The organism is Bradyrhizobium sp. LA6.8 (genome assembly GCF_040547935.1).
Taxonomy (GTDB): domain Bacteria; phylum Pseudomonadota; class Alphaproteobacteria; order Rhizobiales; family Xanthobacteraceae; genus Bradyrhizobium; species Bradyrhizobium barranii.
This window is the reverse complement of record NZ_JBEPQQ010000003.1, coordinates 583,684-604,320: the sequence shown is the minus strand read 5'-3', so window position 1 is coordinate 604,320 and position 20,637 is coordinate 583,684. Positions and strand designations below refer to the sequence as shown.

The window sequence follows — 20,637 nt, the reverse complement described above, 5'->3', positions numbered from 1 at the left end:
TTGCTTCTGGCCGAAATGGCGCTATATAGCGCCCCATCTCACACGGAAACATGGCTCACAAGGCCGTCCGGTGGCAACCGGGGCGAGAACGCTCCGTTTTGCTCACACGTTTCCGGAGGAACCAACCGGAGAATTGAAACTATGGCGCTACCCGATTTCACCATGCGTCAGCTCCTCGAAGCTGGCGTGCACTTTGGTCACCAGTCTCACCGCTGGAATCCGAAAATGGCACCGTTCATTTTCGGCGCCCGCAACAACATCCACATCGTCGACCTCGCGCAGACCGTGCCGTTGCTGCACACCGCCTTGCAGGCGGTCAGCGACACCGTCGCCAAGGGCGGCCGCATCCTGTTCGTCGGCACCAAGCGCCAGGCGCAGGACGGCGTCGCGGACGCTGCCAAGCGCTGCGCGCAGTATTTCGTCAATTCGCGCTGGCTCGGCGGCACGCTGACCAACTGGAAGACGATCTCGGCCTCGATCAAGCGCCTGCGTCATCTCGATGACGTGCTGTCCGGCGGCGACGCCAGCTCCTACACCAAGAAGGAGCGCCTGACGCTTCAGCGCGAGCGCGACAAGCTCGATCGCTCGCTCGGCGGCATCAAGGACATGGGCGGTCTGCCCGACCTGATCTTCGTGATCGACACCAACAAGGAAGACATCGCGATCCAGGAAGCCCAGCGGCTCAACATCCCGGTCGCCGCGATCGTCGACACCAATTCGGATCCCAAGGGCATCACCTATGTGGTCCCGGGCAATGACGACGCCGGCCGCGCGATCGCGCTGTATTGCGACCTGATCGCACGTGCGGCGATCGACGGCATCTCGCGCGCCCAGGGCGATTCGGGCATCGACATCGGCGCCTCGGCTCGTCCGGTCGCCGAAGAGCTGCCGGCCGCTTCCTCGAGCGGCTTCCAGGGCCTTGCCGGTCCGCGCGGCACCGCCGACGACCTCAAGAAGCTCCCGGGCGTGTCGGGCGCGATCGAGAAGAAGTTCAACGACCTCGGTATCTTCCACTTCTGGCAGCTCGCCGAGCTCGATCACGACACCGCGCACAAGATCGGCGAAGAAGTCGGTCTGCCGAGCCGTGCGGATGCCTGGGTGGCCAAGGCCAAGGCGCTGACCGCGGAAGCGGAATAGTCAAAAAGAGCGATGGGTTGGCCGGATATAAGTCCGGCCACCATTTCAGTTGACGCGAATTCCTGAGATGGACCGCGGCGGGGCTGTTTGATGCCACGCCGCGGCAAACCGGCAGGCAAGAAGGATTTTCAACGATGGCAACGATCACAGCTGCGATGGTCAAGGATCTGCGCGAGTCCACCGGCGCAGGCATGATGGACTGCAAGGCCGCGCTCACCGAAAACGACGGCAACATGGAAGCGGCGCAGGACTGGCTGCGCAAGAAGGGCCTGTCGAAGGCCGCCAAGAAGTCCGGCCGCGTCGCCGCGGAAGGCCTGATCGGCGCGCTCACCAAGGGCACCAAGGGCGTCGTGGTCGAGGTCAACTCCGAGACCGACTTCGTCGCGCGCAACGGTCAGTTCCAGGGCCTCGTCAAGATGGTCGCGCAGGTCGCATTCGACGTCGGCGCCGATGTCGAGAAGATCAAGGCCGCCAAGGTCGGTGACGTCACCATCGAAGCCGCGATCAACGACGCGATCGCCACCATCGGCGAGAACATGACGCTGCGTCGCGCAGCTTCGCTCGAAGTGACGCAGGGCGTCGTGTCGAGCTACGTCCACGGCGCCGTCGTCGAAGGCGCCGGCAAGATGGGCGTGATCGTCGCGCTCGAATCGCCCGGCAAGGCCGATGAGCTCGCAGCCCTCGGTCGCCAGATCGCGATGCATGTCGCGGCCACGAACCCGCTCGCGCTCGAGCCGTCCGGCCTCGATCCGGCGGTCGTGAAGCGCGAGAAGGACGTGCTCGCCGACAAATATCGCCAGCAGGGCAAGCCCGAGAACGTGATCGAGAAGATCGTCGAGTCCGGCCTCAAGACCTACTACAAGGAAGTCTGCCTGCTCGAGCAGGCCTTCATCCACGACACCGGCAAGTCGGTGGCGCAGGCGGTGAAGGAAGCCGAAGGCAAGGTCGGCGGCGCGGTGAAGATCGCGGGCTTTGTGCGCTATGCTCTCGGTGAGGGAATCGAGAAGCAGGAAAGCGACTTCGCGGCCGAGGTCGCAGCGGCCAGCGGCAAGAAGTAAGCGCCGGTACGTTCCTTCCGGCTTGCCGCCGGAAGCGGCGCCCGGACGGGGAAAGTGCTCATGACTGATCCGGTCTATCGTCGCGTCGTGATCAAGCTGTCCGGCGAGTATCTCGCGGGGCAGCAGGGTTTTGGCATCGATCAGCCGACCCTCGACCGGGTTGCGGACGATCTGATCGCCGCCCGCCAGCTCGGTACCGAAGTTGCGGTGGTGATCGGCGGCGGCAACATCGTGCGTGGCGTCGAAGTGTCCTCGCAAGGGGTGTCGCGCACCACCGGCGACACCATGGGTATGCTCGCCACCATGATGAACTGCCTCGCGCTGGAGGCGACGATCGAGCGCAAGGGCACGCCGGCACGTACGCTGTCGGCCTTCGTCATGCCCGAGATTTCCGAGCTGTTCACCCGCACCGCGGCGCACAAATACCTCGCCGAGGGCCGGATCGTGCTGCTCGGGGGCGGAACCGGCAATCCGTTCTTCACCACCGATACGACCGCGGTGCTGCGGGCCGCCGAGATCGGAGCCGAGGCTGTGCTGAAGGCAACCAATGTCGACGGCGTCTACTCGGCCGACCCGAAAAAGGATCCGACCGCCACGCGATTCGACCGGCTGACGCATTCGCAGGCGATCGAGGGCGGCTACAAGGTGATGGATGCGACCGCCTTCGCGCTTGCCCGCGAGACGTTGCTGCCTATCATCGTATTCTCGATCGCGGAGCCGGGTTCGATCGGCGCTGTGCTGCGTGGCGGCGGCCACGGAACCGTCGTCGCCGGCTGACGGCTCGCCGGTCGCGCCTGAGGGGCGCGGAGTGGGTCGCCGGGATTTTGAAGGAGAAACGTGATGGCCACGGGTAATTTCGACCTCAACGAAGTGAAGCGTCGCATGCAGGGCGCCGTCCAGGCCCTCAAGCACGAGCTTGGCGGCCTGCGCACGGGGCGCGCGTCGGCCTCGATGCTCGACCCGGTGCAGGTCGAGGCTTACGGCAGCCACATGCCGCTCAACCAGCTTGCCACCGTCAGCGTGCCGGAGCCGCGGCTGATCTCGGTGCAGGTCTGGGACAAGTCGATGGTCAAGCCGGTCGAGAAGGCGATCGTCGATTCCAATCTCGGCCTGTCGCCCGCGACCGAAGGCCAGGTGCTGCGCCTGCGCATCCCCGAGCTCAACGAGGAGCGTCGCAAGGAGCTCGTCAAGGTCGCGCACAAATACGCGGAAGCGGCCAAGGTCGCCGCGCGTCACGTCCGCCGCGACGGCCTCGACGTCCTCAAGAAGCTCGAGAAGAATCACGAGATGTCGGAAGACGATCAGAAGCGTCACGCCGACGAGGTGCAGAAGGCGACCGACGGCACCATCTCCGAGATCGACCAGTTGCTGGCTGCCAAGGAAAAAGAAATCCTCACCGTCTAAAGCGCGATCATCGCGCTTTAGGTTATTGTTCGCGCATGATCTTTCGGAAAACCGCGTCGCACTTGTCCGGATCATGCTTTAGGGCCGCCTTCATGTCCAACGCCGCCGCGCCAGCAACCGAAGGACCAGACCGGTCCGACGCGCCTGCGCATGTCGCCATCATCATGGATGGCAACGGGCGTTGGGCCGCCGCGCGCGGCCTGCCGCGGGCCGAAGGGCATCGCCGCGGCGTCGAGGCGTTGCGCCGGGTGGTGCGTGCCTCGCACGAGCTCGGCATCCGCTATCTCACCATCTTCTCCTTCTCTTCGGAGAACTGGTCGCGCCCGGCGAGCGAGATCGGCGATCTGTTTGGTCTCCTGCGTCGCTTCATCCGCAACGATCTCGCGAGCCTGCACCGCGATGGCGTCAAGGTCCGCATCATCGGCGAGCGCGACGGACTCGATAGCGACATCTGCGCACTCCTCAACGAGGCCGAGGAGCTGACGCGCGACAACACGCGCCTGACGCTGGTCGTCGCCTTCAATTACGGTTCGCGGCAGGAAATCGCGAAAGCCGCGCAGAAGCTCGCGCGAGAAGTCGCAGACGGCAAGCGCGCCCCTGAAACGATCGACGCCGAGACGATCGGGGCTCATCTCGATGCGCCCGACATCCCCGATCCCGATCTCATCATCCGCACCAGCGGCGAGCAGCGGCTGTCCAACTTCCTGATGTGGCAGGCCGCCTACAGCGAGCTGGTCTTCGTGCCGATCCACTGGCCCGATTTCGACAAGGCGGCGCTGGAAGGCGCGATCGCCGAATTCGCCAGACGCGAGCGCCGTTTCGGCGGTCTGGTCGCGAAAAACGCCTCGTGAGCGAACCCGACGCCGCATCGGCGGGCGCGAAGCCTGCCCCGAGCAATCTCGTGATGCGAGTCCTCGCAGCGCTAGTGCTGGCGCCGCTCGCTATTGCACTCGCTTATGCCGGCGGCTGGCTGTGGGCGCTTCTCGTCACGCTGGTGTCGATCGGGCTGTTCGCGGAATGGCTGATGGTGGTGGGCGCGGGGTCTGCTGCACTGACCGGGGCAGGGACGATCGTCATTGCCATGATGGGGGCCTGCGTCGCCTTCGGCGCGCTCAAGACCGCGATCATCACCGGCCTCATCGGCGGCGCGATCGTGACGCTGATCGCGCGGGCCAAGTTCATCTGGGCGGCCACCGGCTTCGCCTACGCATCGGCGGCGCTGCTGGCCTCGATCCTGGTCCGGCAGGATCTCGTCAACGGGTTCGCCGCGCTGATGTTCGTGCTGCTCGTGGTGTGGGCGACCGATATCGGCGGCTATTTCGCCGGACGCAGCATTGGCGGACCGAAACTATGGCCGCGCGTGAGCCCGAAGAAGACCTGGTCCGGGGCGCTCGGCGGCTTTGCGGCGAGCCTTTTGGTTGCGGCCGGCTTTGCGGCGTGCGGGATCGGAAAGGCGGTTCCACTCCTGCTCGTCAGCGCCATCCTGTCGATGGTATCGCAGGCGGGTGATCTATTCGAATCCGCGGTGAAGCGGCGCTTCGGCGTCAAGGATTCGAGTCACTTAATTCCCGGCCATGGCGGGCTACTGGACCGTCTGGACGGTTTTGTTGCCGCCATCCTGATGGCATGGATTATCGGCTTTCTCCGCCATGGTGTGCATAGCGCCGGAAGCGGTCTTATGGTTTGGTGAGGATATGAGCGCGGTCCCATTGCGTAACAACAAGGCTGCGGCGTCGACCGTCCGCAGTGTCACGGTTCTCGGCGCCACCGGCTCGATCGGCGACAGCACGATGGATCTGCTGCGCGCCTCTCCCGAGCGCTATCGCGTCGAAGCCTTGACGGCGAACGGCAATGTCGAAGCGCTGGCCAAGCTCGCCAAGGAGTTTTCCGCGCGCTACGTCGCGATCGCCGACACGTCCAAGTTCGCCGAGCTCAAGGCTGCGCTTGCGGGAACGAGCACGGAATGCGGCGCGGGCGAAAGCGCGGTGATCGAAGCCGGCGCGCGTCCGGCCGATTGGGTGATGGCTGCCGTAAGCGGCGCCGCCGGACTGAAGCCGGCTTTGGCCGCGGTCGATCGCGGCGCGCATGTCGCGCTCGCCAACAAGGAATGTCTCGTCTGCGCCGGCGATTTCTTCATGCAGCGCGCAGCGAAAGCGGGTGCCTGCATCCTGCCGGCCGATTCTGAGCACAATGCGCTGTTCCAGGCGCTCGGCTCAGGCAACCGCGACGAACTCGTCCGCGTCATCATCACTGCCTCGGGCGGGCCGTTCCGGACGTGGAAGCCCGCCGACATCGAGCAGGCGACCCTCGAGCAGGCCCTGAAGCATCCGAACTGGAGCATGGGCCAGAAGATCACGATCGATTCCGCCTCGATGATGAACAAGGGCCTCGAGGTGATCGAGGCATCCTACCTGTTCGCGCTCTCGCCCGACGAAATCGACGTCCTCGTGCATCCGCAGTCGATCATCCACGGCATGGTCGAGTTCTCCGACCGTTCGGTGGTGGCCCAGCTCGGTTCTCCCGACATGCGCACGCCGATCGCGCACTGCCTCGGCTGGCCCGATCGCATCAAGGGGCCGGCGGCCAAGCTCGATCTGGCCAAGATCGGCCAACTCACGTTCGAGGCGCCGGATTTCGAGCGCTTCCCTGGGCTTCGGCTGGCTTTCGATTCGCTCCGGACCGGGAAGGGGGCGACCACCGTCTACAACGCCGCCAACGAGGTTGCGGTCGCCGCTTTCATTGCCGGCAAGATCCGGTTTGGCGCGATCGCGCGGCTGGTCGAGGCGACGCTGGACGACTGGATTCGCGGCGGGAACCAGGCTCCCCTGACGTCCGCCGACGATGCAATCTCTGTTGACCATGTTGCGCGAAATAGAGCTGCCGCCCTATTGCCTCAAATTGCCTTAAAGGCATCCTAGATGGCACGGGGCCAGGGCCTTGCGGCGCTGGATGAGGGAATTCGATGATCGACTTTTTCGTCCATAGTTTCAATACGTTGAGCCATGGGCTCCTCGGCTACGCGGTTCCCTTCCTGTTCGTCCTGACGATCGTCGTGTTCTTCCATGAGCTCGGCCATTTCCTGGTCGCGCGCTGGGCGGGCGTTCGGGTGCTGACCTTCTCGCTCGGTTTCGGACCGGAGTTGGTCGGCTTCAACGACCGCCATGGCACCCGCTGGAAGATCTCGGCGATCCCGCTCGGCGGCTACGTCAAGTTCTTCGGCGACGAGAGCGAGGCTTCGACCCCGTCGGCCGAGACGCTCGCGGCCATGACGGCCGAGGAGCGCGCCGGCAGCTTCCATCACAAGAAGGTCGGCCCGCGCGCCGCCATCGTGGCGGCCGGACCGATCGCCAATTTCATTCTGGGCGCGCTGATCTTCGCCGCCATGGCGCTCTATTACGGCAAGCCGAGCACGATCGCCCGCGTCGACGGCGTTGTCGCCGACGGCGCTGCGGCCGGGGCCGGCTTCAAGATCGGCGACGTCGTCGTGCAGATCGACGGCAAGCCGATCGAGAGCTTTGCCGACATGCAGCGAATCGTTGCGATGAATGCGGGTTCGGCGCTTGCCTTCCAGGTCAAGCGGGACGGCGCCATCGTCTCCCTGACCGCGACGCCGGCGCTGCTTGAGCGCAAGGATCCGTTCGGCAACAGCCACCGCCTCGGCGTGCTCGGCGTCGAGCACAAGTCCCAGGCCGGCGAGGCCTCGACCACGCCGGTCGGCGTCGGCGAAGCGCTCAAGATCGGGGTCGAGCAGGTCTGGTTCATCATCACCAGCACCTTCAAGTTCCTTGGCTCGCTGTTTGTCGGACAAGGCAATCCCAACGAGGTCAGCGGCGTGCTCGGCATCGCCAAGATGTCGGGGCAGGCGGCTAGCGCCGGGTTCCAGTTCGTGATCAATCTGTGCGCGGTGCTGTCGGTGTCGATCGGGCTGTTGAACCTGTTCCCGATCCCGCTGCTCGATGGCGGTCACCTGATGTTCTACGCGGCGGAGGTGGTCCGGGGCCGACCCCTGTCCGAGCGGACTCAGGAGATGGGGTTCCGGATCGGGCTCGGTTTGGTGCTGATGCTGATGGTGTTTGCCACCTATAACGACATCTTGCGGATGGCAGCTTCCTGATACGGGCTTTTTTGTGGCGTTGCTCATGAGCAACGTCTTGGAATGAAATTGAAATTACGGTGTCAGCGGCCGTTTGCGACATCGGGGAAATTGGCTACAAGCGGCTTCGAACTTGGGGAATCTCCCGGACCGGCGTTGGGGTTGGGTCTGGTACTGATAAGGGCGCGTTGCGCAATGAAGTTTGGACTGCGACTCCGGGGGGGCTTGCTCGCATCCCTGATCTTGTTCGGCGCGCCGGTGCTTGCCCCGGTTGGGGCTGCTTTTGTGTCTTCGTCTGCGCTTGCTCAGACCGTCCAGTCGATTTCCGTCGAAGGAAATCGCCGTGTCGAGGTGGAGACGATCCGCTCCTATTTCAAGCCGGGCCCGGGTGGCCGCCTGGATCAGGGCGCCATCGATGACGGCCTGAAGGCCCTGATCGAGACCGGCCTGTTCCAGGACGTGCGAATCAATCGCGGTTCCGGTGGCCAGATCATCGTCTCCGTGGTGGAAAACCCGGTGATCGGCCGCATCGCGTTCGAAGGTAATAAGAAGGTCAAGGACGAGCAGCTCACCGCTGAAGTCCAGTCCAAGGCGCGCGGCACCTTCTCCCGCGCCATGGTGCAGTCCGACACCCTGCGAATCGCCGAAATCTACCGCCGCTCGGGTCGCTATGACGTCCGCGTCACGCCCGAGATCATCGAGCAGCCGAACAACCGCGTCGACCTGATCTTCACGGTCGAGGAGGGCGCCAAGACCGGCGTCAAGTCGATCGAGTTCGTCGGCAATAGCGCGTTCTCGTCCTACCGCCTGCGCGACGTCATCAAGACGCACGAATCGAACCTGCTGAGCTTCCTCGCCAGCAACGACCTCTACGATCCCGATCGCGTCGAGGCCGACCGTGACCTGATTCGCCGTTTCTATCTCAAGAACGGTTTCGCCGACGTCCAGGTGGTCGCCGCGCTCACCGAATACGATCCGGAGAAGAAGGGCTTCAACGTCACCTTCAAGATCGAGGAAGGCTCGCAGTACCGCGTCGGCACCGTCGACTTCCGCTCCTCCATTCCGAACTTCGATCCGACCACGATGCGCAACTATTCGCGCGTCAATGTCGGCGCGCTCTACAATGTCGAATCGGTCGAGAAGTCGGTCGAGGAAATGCAGATCGAGGCGTCGCGTCGCGGCTATGCCTTCGCCGTGGTCCGTCCCGGCGGCGACCGCAATTTTGAGGCGCACACCGTCGCCGTCGTGTTCAACATCGACGAGGGCCCGCGCACCTATATCGAGCGCATCAACGTCCGCGGCAACACCCGCACGCGCGACTACGTGATCCGCCGCGAGTTCGACATCTCCGAGGGCGATGCCTACAACCGCGCGCTGGTCGACCGTGCCGAGCGCCGCCTGAAGAACCTCGACTACTTCAAGAGCGTGAAGATCACGACGGAGCCGGGCTCCTCCAGCGACCGCGTGGTCCTGATCGTCGATCTCGAAGAGAAATCGACCGGCGACTTCTCGGTCTCGGGCGGCTACTCCACGACCGACGGCGCGCTCGCCGAAGTCTCGATCTCCGAGCGCAATTTGCTCGGCCGCGGCCTGTTCGCCAAGGCGTCGGTGACCTACGGCCAGTATGCGCGCGGCTATTCGCTGTCGTTCGTCGAGCCGTATCTGCTCGACTACCGCGTCGCGCTCGGTCTCGACCTCTATCAGCGTCAGCAGCTCTCCAACAGCTACATCTCCTACGGTACGAAGACGCTGGGCTTCAGCCCGCGCCTCGGCTTCAGCCTGCGTGAAGATCTGTCGCTCCAGCTGCGCTACTCGATCTACCAGCAGGAAATTACGCTGCCGTCCTACCTGGCGAACTGTAACAACGTCCTCGGTTCGTCGGCCTTCAACCCGAGCCCGGCCTTTGCCGCATCGCAAACGCCGCCGATCGATCTGACCTCGACCGGCGGTCTCGGCTGCTACTCCGACGGCGAAGCCTCGCTGCCGGTCCGCAAGGAGCTTGCCGGCGGCAAGACCCTGACCTCGGCGCTCGGCTACACGCTGACCTACAACACGCTGGACAACAACAAGAACCCCACCGACGGTCTGCTCGTCGACTTCCGTCAGGATTTCGCCGGCGTGGGCGGCGACGTCACCTACCTGAAGTCCGTCGTCGACGCGAAGTACTACGCTCCGCTGGTGTCCGACATCGTCGGCCTCGTTCACCTTCAGGGCGGCATGCTGAATAAGATCGGCAACAACGATATCCGCATGCTGGATCAGTTCCAGATGGGCCCGAACTTGGTCCGCGGCTTTGCTCCGAACGGCATCGGTCCGCGCGATTTGAATCCCTTTGGCACGCAAGACGCGCTTGGCGGTACCAAGTATTGGGGCGCTTCGTTCGAATTGCAGATGCCGTTCTGGTTCCTGCCGAAGGAAGTGGGTCTGAAGGGCGCGGTCTACGCCGACGCCGGCGGCCTCTTCGACTATCAGGGCCCGACGACGTGGTCGCTGACCAACGAAATGACCACGACCAGGAACTCGAACTGTACGCCGTCGACCATCAACCCGCCCTCGGCTGGAACCTGTACCGGCCTGGTGTATGACAACGGCAATGTCGTCCGTTCGTCGGTTGGTATTGGCCTGATCTGGCAGTCGCCGTTCGGTCCGCTGCGGTTCGACTATGCCGTGCCGCTCACCAAGGGCCAGTTCGATCGCGTGCAGCAGTTCAGGTTCGGCGGCGGCACCTCGTTCTAATTCGATCAGCAGGGCATGAGCCGGCCCCTTGTTGGGGCCGGTTTCCAAAAAGATCGTGCTCAATCCGTGAGATAAGGCATGATGCGGCCTGACCGCTTCATGCCGAAGCCGGACCGCGATGGGGTGGAATGGCGCAGCCGACCTTCTTCAAAAAGCCGCCGGCCTCACCGCTGGCTGACATTGCCGCGCTGACCAAGGCGCAGCTCGTCGACCCTGCCAGGGGCGGTCACGTCATTACCGGTCTTGCTTCGCTCGACGAAGCCGGCCCGATGCATCTGGCGTTCTTCGACAACCTCAAATATGCCGACGAGCTCAAGGCGACCAAGGCCGGGGCCTGCCTGGTGAGTCCGCGCTTCGAGGCCCAGGTGCCTGCGCATGTGGCTGTGCTGCGGGTGGCGCAGCCGTTCCGCGCCTTTGTCGGGCTCGCCCGGGAATGGCATGGCGATGCGCTGCGCCCGCAGTCCTGGGTCGGTAATGACGGCATCGCGCCGTCGGCCATCATCGATCCCTCGGCCCGGCTGGAGGACGACGTCATCGTCGATCCCCTGACCGTCATCGGCCCTGACGTCGAGATCGGCGGCGGCACCGTGATCGGGGCCGGCGTGGTCATCGGTCCCGGCGTCAAGATCGGCCGGGACTGCAATGTCGGCGCCCGCACGGCCATCCAGTGCGCGCTGATCGGCAACAACGTGCTGATCCATCCCGGCTGCTCGATCGGCCAGGACGGCTATGGCTTCATCTTCTTCGGCCCCGAGGGCCATCTCAAGGTGCCCCAGACCGGCCGCGTGCTGATCCAGAACAATGTGGAAGTCGGCGCCGGCACCACCATCGATCGCGGCTCCCTGCGCGACACCGTGATCGGGGAGGGCACCAAAATCGACAACCAGGTCCAGATCGGCCACAATGTGACCATCGGTCGGAACTGCCTGCTGGCGGCCCAGATCGGGCTCGCAGGCAGCCTGACGATCGGCGACAACGTGGCGCTGGGAGCAAAGGTCGGCATCAACAATCACCTCAAGATCGGCGATGGCGCCCAGGTCACCGCGATGAGCGGCGTCAAGGACGACATCCCGCCGAACGGACGCTGGGGCGGCTTTTTCGCCAAGCCGACCAAGCAGTGGTTCAAGGAAATTATCGCGGTGGAGCGCCTGGTACGCGACAGCAGGGCCGATCCGAAGAACGAGGGACGGGAATGACGGAGGAATCACCAATCAAGTTCGAGCTGGTGGATATCAACGCGATCCTCCGGACGCTGCCGCACCGTTTCCCGATGCTGCTGATCGACCGGGTGATCAATATCCGCGCCGATTACAGCGGCATTGGCATCAAGAACGTCACCTTCAACGAGCCGGCCTTCCAGGGACATTTCCCGGAGCGCCCGGTCTATCCCGGCGTGATGATGATCGAAGCGATGGCGCAGACCGCGGGCGTGATCGGCATCACCTCGGTCGAGGGCACCGAGAAGCCGCGCGCGGTGTATTTCCTCACCATCGACAAGTGCAAGTTCCGGAAGCCGGTGCTGCCTGGCGACACCATCGAATATCACATGCGCTCGATCGGCCGCCGCAAGGCGATGTGGTGGTTTCACGGCGACGCCAAGGTCAACGGCCAGATCGTTGCTGAAGCCGACGTCGGCGCCATGCTGACGGACTGAGCAGCTCAAGCAGCGGAAATGGATTTATGCGCGGCAACCGTAACGATTGCCGGCGGTCTCGCGCCTGATATTTCGGTTGAAGAACTGGCCCATGGACGGCGCGCCGAGCAGGCTGTCGATCGTCTCGGCCGCGACCCCGCAATAGCGGTCATACTGGCCGTCGATCGCGACGATGAGGTCCTGCCGCGCGCGGTCGTAGCAGACCCGCTGAAGCACCGTGCTGCGGGTGATGTCGCGGCACTCGAACGTCCCGAGATCGACGAAGCGGCGTTCGCCGGTCTCGACCGTCTCGGAGACGATCGGGGCGGCCGCGAGCTGTGCGAGCAGAACTGCCAGGGCCCTGACCACGATGACTTCAAGCTCCACATGAAGGCGTTGACGAGCTAGAGCATGATCCGGAAGAACGTGCAGCGGTTTTCCGAAAGGATCATGCTCGAACAATAGCCTGAAGCGCGATGACGATTCATCCCAATCTCATCGTGCTTTAGGACGGCCGGCTCATCCGGTGCCTGAAACAGGCCGAGATGATACGTCACTGGACAGATCGGGCATAGTCGCGCTAACCACCGGAAAACTGAGCGACTTCAACACATAATCAGACCTTCTTGATGAGTCAGATTGCTTGATGAGTAAGATTGATCCCACCGCACGGGTCGCGGACGGCGCCGTGATCGGCGAGGGTACCGAGATCGGACCCTTCTGCATCATCGGTCCGAATGCCGTGATCGGCGCGAACTGCAAGCTGATCGGACAAGTCACGGTCATCGGCCACACCTCGATCGGCGACGGCTGCGTGATCTCGCCCTTCGCGGTGCTGGGCGGCGCGCCCCAGGATCTCAGCTACAAGGGTGAGCCGACCAGGCTGGAGGTCGGTTCCGGCTGCACCATCCGCGAAGGCGCGACGATGAATGTCGGCACCATCAAGGGCGGCGGGCTAACGCGCGTCGGCAACGGCGGCTACTTCATGAACAACAGCCATGTCGGCCATGACTGCATGGTCGGCAGCAACGTGATCTTCGCGACCTCGGCGACGCTCGGCGGCCACTGCGAGATCGGCGATTTCGTCTATATCGGCGGCCTGTCGGCGGTGCATCAACTCACGCGCATCGGCCCGCAGGTGATGGTCGGCGGCCTCTCGGGCGTGCGCGACGACATCATTCCGTTCGGCCTCGCCAACGGCCAGTATGCGGCGCTGGAAGGCCTCAATCTCATCGGGATGAAGCGGCGGCAGTTCACCAAGCAGCGGCGCGCAACCGTGCAATCGTTCTACCAAAAACTCTTCCACGGCCCCGGCACGTTCGCCGAGCGGCTCGCGGCGGCCCAGCCGCTCGCGAGCGAAGACCCCGCGATTGCCGAGATCCTCGACTTCATCGGCAAGCGCAAGCATCGCCCGATCTGTCTTCCCGCCATCGAGAAGTGATTTCGGGATGGCCGCGGGCATGACATCGGCGGCTTCGGAGATTTCGTCGCCGGTCGGCGTCGTCGCCGGCGGCGGCGCCATGCCGTTCGCGGTCGCCGACTCGCTTGCCGCGCGCGGCATCACGCCGGTGTTGTTCCCGCTGCGTGGCGCCTGCGATCCGACGCGGGTGGAGCAATTCCGCCATCGCTGGATCTCGGTCGGCCAGCTCGGCCGCGCCATGCGGCTGTTCCGCGAGGAGGGCTGCCGCGATCTGATCTTCATCGGCACATTGGTGCGGCCCGCGCTGTCCGAAATAAGGTTCGACGTCACGACACTGCGCCTGCTCGGCAACGTCATCCGCGCCTTCCGCGGCGGCGACGATCATCTGTTGTCCGGTGTCGGGCGCATTCTCGAGCAAGGCGGCTTTCGCATGGTCGGCATCAAGGATGTTGCGCCGGATCTGCTGATGCCCGAGGGCTGCATCAGCCGCGCCTGGCCGAACGACAACAGCAAGGCCGACATCGAGCGCGGCCGCGCGGTGCTGACCGCGCTCGGCCCGTTCGACATCGGCCAGGCCGCGGTCGTGATCGACGGCCATGTGGTGGCGATCGAGGATATCGAGGGCACCGACGCGCTGCTCGCGCGCGTGGCACGCCTGCGCGAGGAGGGGCGCATCCGCGCTGCGACAGGACGCGGGGTGCTGGTGAAGGTGCCGAAGAGCGGGCAGGATTTGCGCTTCGACCTGCCGACGATCGGCCCGCGTACCCTCGAGGGCGTCGCTCGCGCCGGACTGGCCGGCATCGCCGTCGTCGCCGGCAACACCATCGCCGCCGAGCCGCAGGCGATGATCTCGCTCGCCGACGCCAAATATCTCTTCGTCATCGGCCTGCCAGCGTGATGCAGAGCCGCGATCCCAAGCGAAAGATCTTCCTGATCGCGACGGAGGAATCCGGCGACCGGCTTGGCAGCGCCTTGATGAAAGTGTTGCGCCAGCGGCTCGGCGACGGCGTGCAGTTTGTGGGCGTCGGCGGCCGGACCATGGCGCGTGAGGGGCTCGAGACGCTGTTTCCGATCGAGGAGCTGTCGATCGTCGGCTTCGCCGGGGTCGTCCAGCAGTTGCCGAAGATTTTGCGGCTGATCCGCCAGACCGCGGATGCCGTGCTGGAGGCTGCGCCCGACGCGCTCGTCATCATCGACAGCCCCGATTTCACCCATCGCGTTGCCCGCCGCGTGCGCGCGAAGAATCCCGCGATCCCGGTCGTCGACTATGTCTCGCCGCAGCTCTGGGCCTGGCGGCCGGGACGGGCGCGGACAATGCTCGGCTACGTCGATCATGTGCTTGGCCTGTTGCCGTTCGAGCCGGAGGAATACCGCAAGCTCGGCGGGCCGCCATGCAGCTATGTCGGCCATCCCCTGATCGAGCAATTGCCGTCGCTGCGGCCAAATGCGGAGGAGCAGCGGCGCCGCGATACCGAGCCGCCGGTTCTGCTGGTGCTGCCTGGCAGTCGCCGCAGCGAGATCAGGCACCATCTCGACGTGTTTGGCGCGACGCTCGGACGCCTCCAGGCCGAAGGCCGCGCCTTCGAACTGAAGCTGCCGACCATGCCGCATCTCGAAGCCACCATCCGCGAAGGCATCGCGAGCTGGCCGGTCAAGCCGCAAATCGTGGTCGGCGAGACCGAGAGGCGCGCCGCGTTCCGAACCGCGCGCGCGGCGCTGGCCAAATCCGGCACCGTGACGCTGGAGCTCGCGCTGTCCGGTATTCCGATGGTCACGGCCTATCGCGTCGGCGCGATCGAAGCCTTCATCCTGCGCCGCGCGATCCGCGTTTCGTCGGTGATCCTCGCCAATCTCGTGATCGGCGAGGATGTCATTCCGGAGTTCTTGCAGGAGGACTGCGTCCCGGAGAAGCTGGCGCCAGCACTGTCGGAGCTGCTCACGGACACGCCGCTGCGCAAACGACAGGTCGAGGCGTTTGCTCGGCTCGACACCATCATGTCTACCGGCAACAAGTCGCCGAGCGTGCTCGCCGCCGACATCGTGCTCGCGACGATGCGCAAGGGGCGGCGGCAACAGACGGCTTCGTAGGGTGGGCAAAGCGAAAGCGTGCCCACCATTTCCTTCTCGGTTGTGGAGAGGTGGTGGGCACGCTGCGCTTTGCCCACCCTACAGTCCTAGGCGAGGCCGCCGTCGACCCGAAAACACTGGCTGGTGATACGCTGGCTCTCGTCGGACGCGAGAAACAGCACCATGCTGGCGATGTCTTCCGGCGTCACCGCATCGGGAACGGCCTGGCGAGTGCGCAGCTCGGAGATCTTCTGCTCGTCCGGAAACCAGAGCCGGCGCTGGCGCTCGGTGATCACCATGCCGGGCGCGATCGCGTTGACGCGAATGCGGTCGGGGCCGACTGACCTGGCCAGCGAGTTGGTGAAGCCGACGATCGCCGCCTTCGCCGTGGCATAGACCGGCAGCGCCGGCGCGCCGCGGATCCACGCCACCGACGACATGTTGATGATCGAGCCGCCGCCGCGCGCCTGCATCTGCGGCACCACCACCTGGGCCGCGAAGAAGACGTGCTTGAGATTGACGCCGATCGTCCAGTCGAATTCGGCCGGCGTCACCTCGGCCAGCACCTGACGCTGGTCGTTGGCGGCATTGTTGACGAGGACTGCGGCATCGCCGAGCGATCCGTGCACCCGCGCCATCGCAGCGCGCAAGGCGTCGATGTCGAGGAGGTCGCAGGGCACAAACAGGGGTGTGGAGCCGGATGTGGCCGCGACGTCCCGTACCAGCGCTTCGCCGGCGCTCGCATCGATGTCGAGGAAGGCGACGCGGGCGCCCTGGGTCGCGAAGGCACGCACGAAGGCGGCACCGATGCCGCTGGCGCCACCTGTGATCAACACCACGCGGCCGGCAAGGCTGGGATAGATGGTCCGGGTCATGCGATCAGCCGCTCCGTTTCGGGGTCGAACAGGCAAATGCGCCGCGTGTCGAGCGCGAAGGTGGCGGTCGCGCCGGGCGCGGGACGGATATCCGGGGTGATGCGCGCCAGCGCAGTCTCGCCGCCGAGACGCAGCAGCACGATTGTCTCGGCGCCGGTCGGCTCGATCATCTCGACCGGCGCGTCGACGAGGACGGGCGCCTCGCCGGAAAAGACGCGGCTGGCCTCGGCGATGCATTCCGGCCTGATCCCGACGACCACGTCGCGGCCGACGTAGGGCGCCGCCCCGTCGTGTCCATGCAGGCGCAGACGAACCTCGTCCGGTCGCCCCGCGCCGATCACGGCTATCAGTCCGCCGCTATCGGCCTCGAGCCGCCCCGGCATGGTGTTCATCGGCGGCGAACCCATGAAGCGGGCGACGAACAGATTGGCCGGATAGCGGTACACGGTGTCCGGATCGGCGAACTGCTGCACCACGCCCCGATGCATCACGGCGATGCGCGTTGCCATCGTCATCGCCTCGATCTGGTCGTGGGTGACATAGATGATCGTGGCGCCGATGCGCTGGTGCAGGCGCTTGATCTCCATCCGCATCTCGACGCGCAGCTTCGCATCGAGGTTGGAGAGCGGCTCGTCGAACAGGAAGAGCAGGGGATCGCGCACCAGCGCCCGTCCCATCGCCACGCGCTGCCGCTGGCCACCGGACAATTGCGACGGCTTGCGGCCGAGCAGGGGCTCGATCTGGAGGAGGCGAGCCACATTCGCCAGCGCCTTCTCCTGCTCCGCCTTCGGAACGTGACGGCATTCCATGCCGAAGGTGATGTTCTGGCGCACCGTCATCGACGGATAGAGCGCGTAGGACTGGAACACCATGGCGATGTCGCGATCCTTGGGCGGGACGTCGTTGACGACGCGTCCGCCGATCTCGATCGTTCCGTCACTCGGACGATCGAGCCCGGCGACGATGTTGAGCAGGGTGGACTTGCCACAGCCGGATGGCCCGACCAGCACGGTGAACTCGCCGCTCTCGATGTCGAGGTTGATGCCCTTCAGCACCTCCAGATTGGCGTAGCGCTTGGACAGGGTGCGAATGCTCAGTGCTGCCATGACGACCCCATCATTTCACTGCGCCGGCGGTCAGGCCGCGCACGAAGTACCGTCCGCCGAGGAGATAGATCAGCAAAGTGGGCAGCGCTGCGATGATCACCGCGGCGCTCTGCACGCCATGCTGCGGAATGTCCGCAATTGCGGCAGAGAGCGCGATTAGCGCGGCCGTGACGGGCTGCTGCTGGCCGGTGGTGAATGTCACGCCATAGAGGAACTCGTTCCAGATATGCGTGAATTGCCAGATCACGGTGACGATCAGAATAGGAGCCGAGAGCGGCAGGATGATGCGCCAGAAAATACGAAAGAACCCGGCGCCATCGATGCGTGCGGCTCTGATCAACTCGTGTGGAATGGCGACATAGTAGTTTCGGCAGAACAGCGTGGTGAAGGAGAGCCCCTGGATGGTGTGAATCAGCACGAGGCCCGTCAGCGTGTTGATGAGACCGGTGTCCCGCAGCACGATGGTCCAGGGAAGCAGGCGCATCTGCTGGGGAAGGAAGAGGCCGAGGGTCACGATACCGTAGATCCAGCTATCGCCGCGAAAGCGCCAGAGCGACACGGCGTAACCGGCGACAGCGCCGAGCAGGGTCGAGAAAATCGTCGCCGGGATGGTGACGAGCGCGGAGTTCAGCATGTACGGCCGGATGCCGGCGCAGGTCTCGGCGACGCAGAAGCCGCTCCAGGCCTTGGCGTAGTTGGTCCAGGCCAAATGTTGCGGCCAGCCGATCATCGAACCCTGCGCGATCTCCTCGTTGGTGCGGAGAGAGTTCAGGACGACAACAACGAGTGGTGCGAGATAGGCCGCAGCGAACAATGTCACGACGAGATAGATCAGAATTCGGCTCGGTGCGAAGCTGCGGTCACGCATGGGTGGCCTGCCTTCGCTGGACATAACGCCACGCCGCATAGGGTAGCAGCACCGCAAGTAGAATGAGCAGCATCAGCACCGCCGCTGCGGCGCCCCGGCCGAGCTGGCTGCGCTGGAACATGAGGTCGTAGACGACAAGGGCCGGCAGCTGGGTCGCGATTCCCGGCCCGCCATTGGTGAGCGCACGGACGAGGTCGAAGGCCGAGATGGCGAACTGCAACTGGACGACGACGACGGTGATGGTGATCGGCCAGAGCGTCGGCAGAATGACCCGCCAATAGGTTCGGACCGGTCCGGCGCCGTCGATCTGGGCGGCCTTGATGATGTCGGAATCGACGGAGCGAAGGCCGGCGAGGAAGAGCGCCATGGCGAAGCCTGAGGATTGCCAGATCGCGGCAATCACGATCGTCCAGATCGCCATATCGCGGTCGATCAGCCAGTCGAACCGGAAGGAGGTCCAGCCGAGGTCATGGACGAGCTTCTGGATCCCGATGCCGGGATTGAGTAGCCAGCTCCAGACCGTGCCGGTGACGACGAACGACACCGCAAGCGGATACAGGAAGATGGATCGCAGCACATTCTCGCCGCGAATGCGCTGATCGAGCAGGATCGCAAGCATAAGGCCGGTGATCAAACTCAGCAGCACGAAAGCACTGCCAAACACCAGCAGATTGTCGAAGGCAATCTGCCAGTTCCGCGATGCCAGGACCGCGTTGTAGTTGCGCAGACCCACCCAGCCGGAGACCGGAACAAGCGTCGAGGGCGTGAACGAAATCCAGATCGTCCACAGCGAAAACGAAATGAGATGCGCAGCCGACAACAGCAGTGGCACCCAGATCATCAGATATTCGGGCAGCCGGCGCACGACGTCAGACGTCGCCGGCCGCGTTGCTGTGGAGACGGTGTCGGTCAACGCGAACCCTCGACGGCCTCGGCGAGGCGGGTGACCGCCTGCTCCGGCGTGATCGTCTTGTTCTTCACATACTCGGTGAGCACGTCGATCATCGCGGCCGTGAGGCCGTTTTCCTGCGCCATGTTGTGCGCAAGACTCAGGACGGCCTGATTGTTGGCGACAGCGTCCTTGAGCGCGGCTGCGGTTCGCCGTTGACCGTCCGACCAGCCATCACCGGAGAGGTCGACATCGGTGCGCACCGGGATCGATCCCGTGATCTGCGAGTACATGGTCTGGATCGCCGGATCCATGACGAGCTGGGCCATCAACGTCTGACCGGCCTGGAGGTCCGGCTCCTTGCGCTGCCAGAAGATGAAGGCGTCGGCATTCAACAGGAAGACCGGCTTGCCATTGTCGCTCGGGCCCGGCGTGATCATGAAGTCGTCGAACTTGAAACCGGCGTTACGCAACACGCCCTGCGCCCACCCGCCCATGATCATCATGCCCATGTCACCGTCGACGAAGCGCTTCAAATTGGTGGCGTAGGGTTGGGCGCCGACGTTGGGGTCCATCCAGTTGGCGATCTTGCGGACCTGGACGAAGGCAGCTTTGATCTCGGGGCCCTCCAGGGCCTTCTTGTCGAGATTCATGATGGCCGCACGGTATGCCGTGGGACTGATGCCGGCCAAAGAGGCCTCGAATTTTTGCCCGTCATCGGGGCGAGTGCCGCCGTTGGCGATGGGGTAGGTGATGCCGCCCGCCTTCATCTTGTCGGCGAGATCGTTGAAGTCGGCCCAGGTGACCGGGACCTTGTCGGCCTTGGCCTTGTCCATCGCGCGCTTGGAGAGAAACAGCATGTTGGTGCTGTAGATCTGCAACGGCAGCGCAATCCACTTGCCGCCCGGCTTGTGCAATTTTGCGAGGTCCGGAGCGACGACCTTTTCGTAGCCGGCGGCCGCGACGAGGGCGTCGAGATCGACGGTCGGGGCGATCTTCGACCAGGCCGCAATCTCGGGGCCCTTCAGCTGCGAACAGGCCGGCGGATCGCCGGCGATGATCTGAGCGCGCAGCTTGTTCATCATCTCGGTGGTGAAGCCGGGGACGGGCGAGTGCTGCCAAACGCCGCCTTTCTCCTCGAATTTCTTGCCGAGTGCGGTGATCGCCGCGCCATCGCTGCCTGCGGACCATTGCGAGATCGCGGTGAGGCGCGGCTTGGCCGCGCCTTGCGCGCGGGCGAATGCCGGTAGTGCGAGTGCGGCCGCAGATCCAGCGAGCAGACGGCGTCTTGTTGTCGTGATCGGCATGGCAGTTCCTCCCAGTGTGAACTTTCTTGGCGCGTTGAGCCACG

The 20,637-nt window shown here is 64.6% G+C and carries 20 protein-coding genes; 14 read left to right on the top strand and 6 right to left on the bottom strand.

All coding sequences use genetic code 11. The annotated features are described in order from the left end of the window. Positions 1-141: 141 nt before the first annotated feature. The 11 genes from ABIA90_RS16500 (at position 142) to fabZ (ending at position 12,082) form a co-directional block, all read left to right on the top strand. Complete coding sequence (locus ABIA90_RS16500) at positions 142-1,137, top strand: 30S ribosomal protein S2 (RefSeq protein WP_028151700.1); 996 nt, start codon at positions 142-144, stop codon at positions 1,135-1,137. Positions 1,138-1,271: 134 nt separating this feature from the next. Continuing rightward, positions 1,272-2,195: a translation elongation factor Ts gene (gene tsf, locus ABIA90_RS16495; protein WP_028169462.1), complete on the top strand. Its 924-nt coding sequence runs from the start codon at positions 1,272-1,274 to the stop codon at positions 2,193-2,195. Between the two features lie 60 nt (positions 2,196-2,255). Beyond that, complete coding sequence (gene pyrH / locus ABIA90_RS16490) at positions 2,256-2,972, top strand: UMP kinase (protein ID WP_028151698.1); 717 nt, start codon at positions 2,256-2,258, stop codon at positions 2,970-2,972. A 63-nt stretch (positions 2,973-3,035) separates the two neighbouring features. Continuing rightward, on the top strand, positions 3,036-3,599 hold the full coding sequence (frr, locus tag ABIA90_RS16485; protein ID WP_014494937.1) for a ribosome recycling factor: 564 nt from the start codon (positions 3,036-3,038) through the stop codon (positions 3,597-3,599). A gap of 92 nt (positions 3,600-3,691) precedes the next feature. After that, the gene (locus ABIA90_RS16480; RefSeq protein WP_014494938.1) at positions 3,692-4,450 is read left to right on the top strand and encodes an isoprenyl transferase; all 759 of its coding nucleotides are present in this window, start codon (positions 3,692-3,694) and stop codon (positions 4,448-4,450) included. Continuing rightward, positions 4,447-5,289, top strand: a complete 843-nt coding sequence (locus ABIA90_RS16475) for a phosphatidate cytidylyltransferase (protein WP_354118064.1) — start codon at positions 4,447-4,449, stop codon at positions 5,287-5,289. Before ABIA90_RS16480 ends, ABIA90_RS16475 begins: the two co-directional genes overlap by 4 nt. A 4-nt stretch (positions 5,290-5,293) precedes the next feature. Next, the gene (dxr, locus tag ABIA90_RS16470) at positions 5,294-6,517 is read left to right on the top strand and encodes a 1-deoxy-D-xylulose-5-phosphate reductoisomerase (protein WP_028151695.1); all 1,224 of its coding nucleotides are present in this window, start codon (positions 5,294-5,296) and stop codon (positions 6,515-6,517) included. Between the two features lie 44 nt (positions 6,518-6,561). Further along, entirely contained in the window at positions 6,562-7,713 is a 1,152-nt protein-coding gene (gene rseP / locus ABIA90_RS16465) for an RIP metalloprotease RseP (RefSeq protein WP_354118065.1), read from the top strand. A 174-nt stretch (positions 7,714-7,887) separates the two neighbouring features. Continuing rightward, a complete protein-coding gene (gene bamA / locus ABIA90_RS16460) occupies positions 7,888-10,428 on the top strand; it encodes an outer membrane protein assembly factor BamA (RefSeq protein ID WP_354118066.1) in 2,541 nt (846 codons plus the stop codon). A gap of 128 nt (positions 10,429-10,556) precedes the next feature. Then, positions 10,557-11,624 (top strand): UDP-3-O-(3-hydroxymyristoyl)glucosamine N-acyltransferase, encoded by a 1,068-nt coding sequence (gene lpxD / locus ABIA90_RS16455; RefSeq protein ID WP_063983034.1) that lies wholly within the window; start codon positions 10,557-10,559, stop codon positions 11,622-11,624. After that, on the top strand, positions 11,621-12,082 hold the full coding sequence (fabZ, locus tag ABIA90_RS16450; protein WP_028151691.1) for a 3-hydroxyacyl-ACP dehydratase FabZ: 462 nt from the start codon (positions 11,621-11,623) through the stop codon (positions 12,080-12,082). Before lpxD ends, fabZ begins: the two co-directional genes overlap by 4 nt. Before the next feature lie 24 nt (positions 12,083-12,106). Here the strand turns inward: fabZ and ABIA90_RS16445 are convergent, their stop codons facing one another. Continuing rightward, positions 12,107-12,430 (bottom strand): KTSC domain-containing protein, encoded by a 324-nt coding sequence (locus tag ABIA90_RS16445; protein ID WP_354118067.1) that lies wholly within the window; start codon positions 12,428-12,430, stop codon positions 12,107-12,109. Between the two features lie 277 nt (positions 12,431-12,707). On the opposite strand from ABIA90_RS16445, the gene lpxA reads away from it, so the two are divergent. From lpxA to lpxB, 3 genes are read left to right on the top strand one after another with little or no spacing between them, the layout of a single operon-like run. After that, entirely contained in the window at positions 12,708-13,502 is a 795-nt protein-coding gene (gene lpxA / locus ABIA90_RS16440) for an acyl-ACP--UDP-N-acetylglucosamine O-acyltransferase (RefSeq protein ID WP_354118068.1), read from the top strand. Positions 13,503-13,521: 19 nt separating this feature from the next. Next, positions 13,522-14,379, top strand: coding sequence for an LpxI family protein (locus ABIA90_RS16435; protein ID WP_071917423.1), 858 nt, complete (start codon positions 13,522-13,524; stop codon positions 14,377-14,379). Further along, positions 14,376-15,569, top strand: coding sequence for a lipid-A-disaccharide synthase (gene lpxB / locus ABIA90_RS16430; RefSeq protein ID WP_354118069.1), 1,194 nt, complete (start codon positions 14,376-14,378; stop codon positions 15,567-15,569). The genes ABIA90_RS16435 and lpxB overlap by 4 nt, the downstream gene beginning before the upstream one ends. Before the next feature lie 86 nt (positions 15,570-15,655). Here lpxB and ABIA90_RS16425 read toward each other — a convergent pair whose 3' ends face one another. From ABIA90_RS16425 to ABIA90_RS16405, 5 genes are read right to left on the bottom strand one after another with little or no spacing between them, the layout of a single operon-like run. Beyond that, positions 15,656-16,423 (bottom strand): SDR family NAD(P)-dependent oxidoreductase, encoded by a 768-nt coding sequence (locus tag ABIA90_RS16425; RefSeq protein ID WP_354118070.1) that lies wholly within the window; start codon positions 16,421-16,423, stop codon positions 15,656-15,658. Next, complete coding sequence (locus ABIA90_RS16420; protein ID WP_354118071.1) at positions 16,420-17,529, bottom strand: ABC transporter ATP-binding protein; 1,110 nt, start codon at positions 17,527-17,529, stop codon at positions 16,420-16,422. Before ABIA90_RS16420 ends, ABIA90_RS16425 begins: the two co-directional genes overlap by 4 nt. Positions 17,530-17,539: 10 nt before the next feature. Next, positions 17,540-18,397: a carbohydrate ABC transporter permease gene (locus tag ABIA90_RS16415; protein WP_354118072.1), complete on the bottom strand. Its 858-nt coding sequence runs from the start codon at positions 18,395-18,397 to the stop codon at positions 17,540-17,542. Beyond that, the gene (locus ABIA90_RS16410; RefSeq protein ID WP_354118073.1) at positions 18,390-19,310 is read right to left on the bottom strand and encodes a carbohydrate ABC transporter permease; all 921 of its coding nucleotides are present in this window, start codon (positions 19,308-19,310) and stop codon (positions 18,390-18,392) included. Before ABIA90_RS16410 ends, ABIA90_RS16415 begins: the two co-directional genes overlap by 8 nt. Then, positions 19,307-20,593: an ABC transporter substrate-binding protein gene (locus ABIA90_RS16405; protein ID WP_135213806.1), complete on the bottom strand. Its 1,287-nt coding sequence runs from the start codon at positions 20,591-20,593 to the stop codon at positions 19,307-19,309. The genes ABIA90_RS16410 and ABIA90_RS16405 overlap by 4 nt, the downstream gene beginning before the upstream one ends. Between the last annotated feature and the right edge of the window lie 44 nt (positions 20,594-20,637).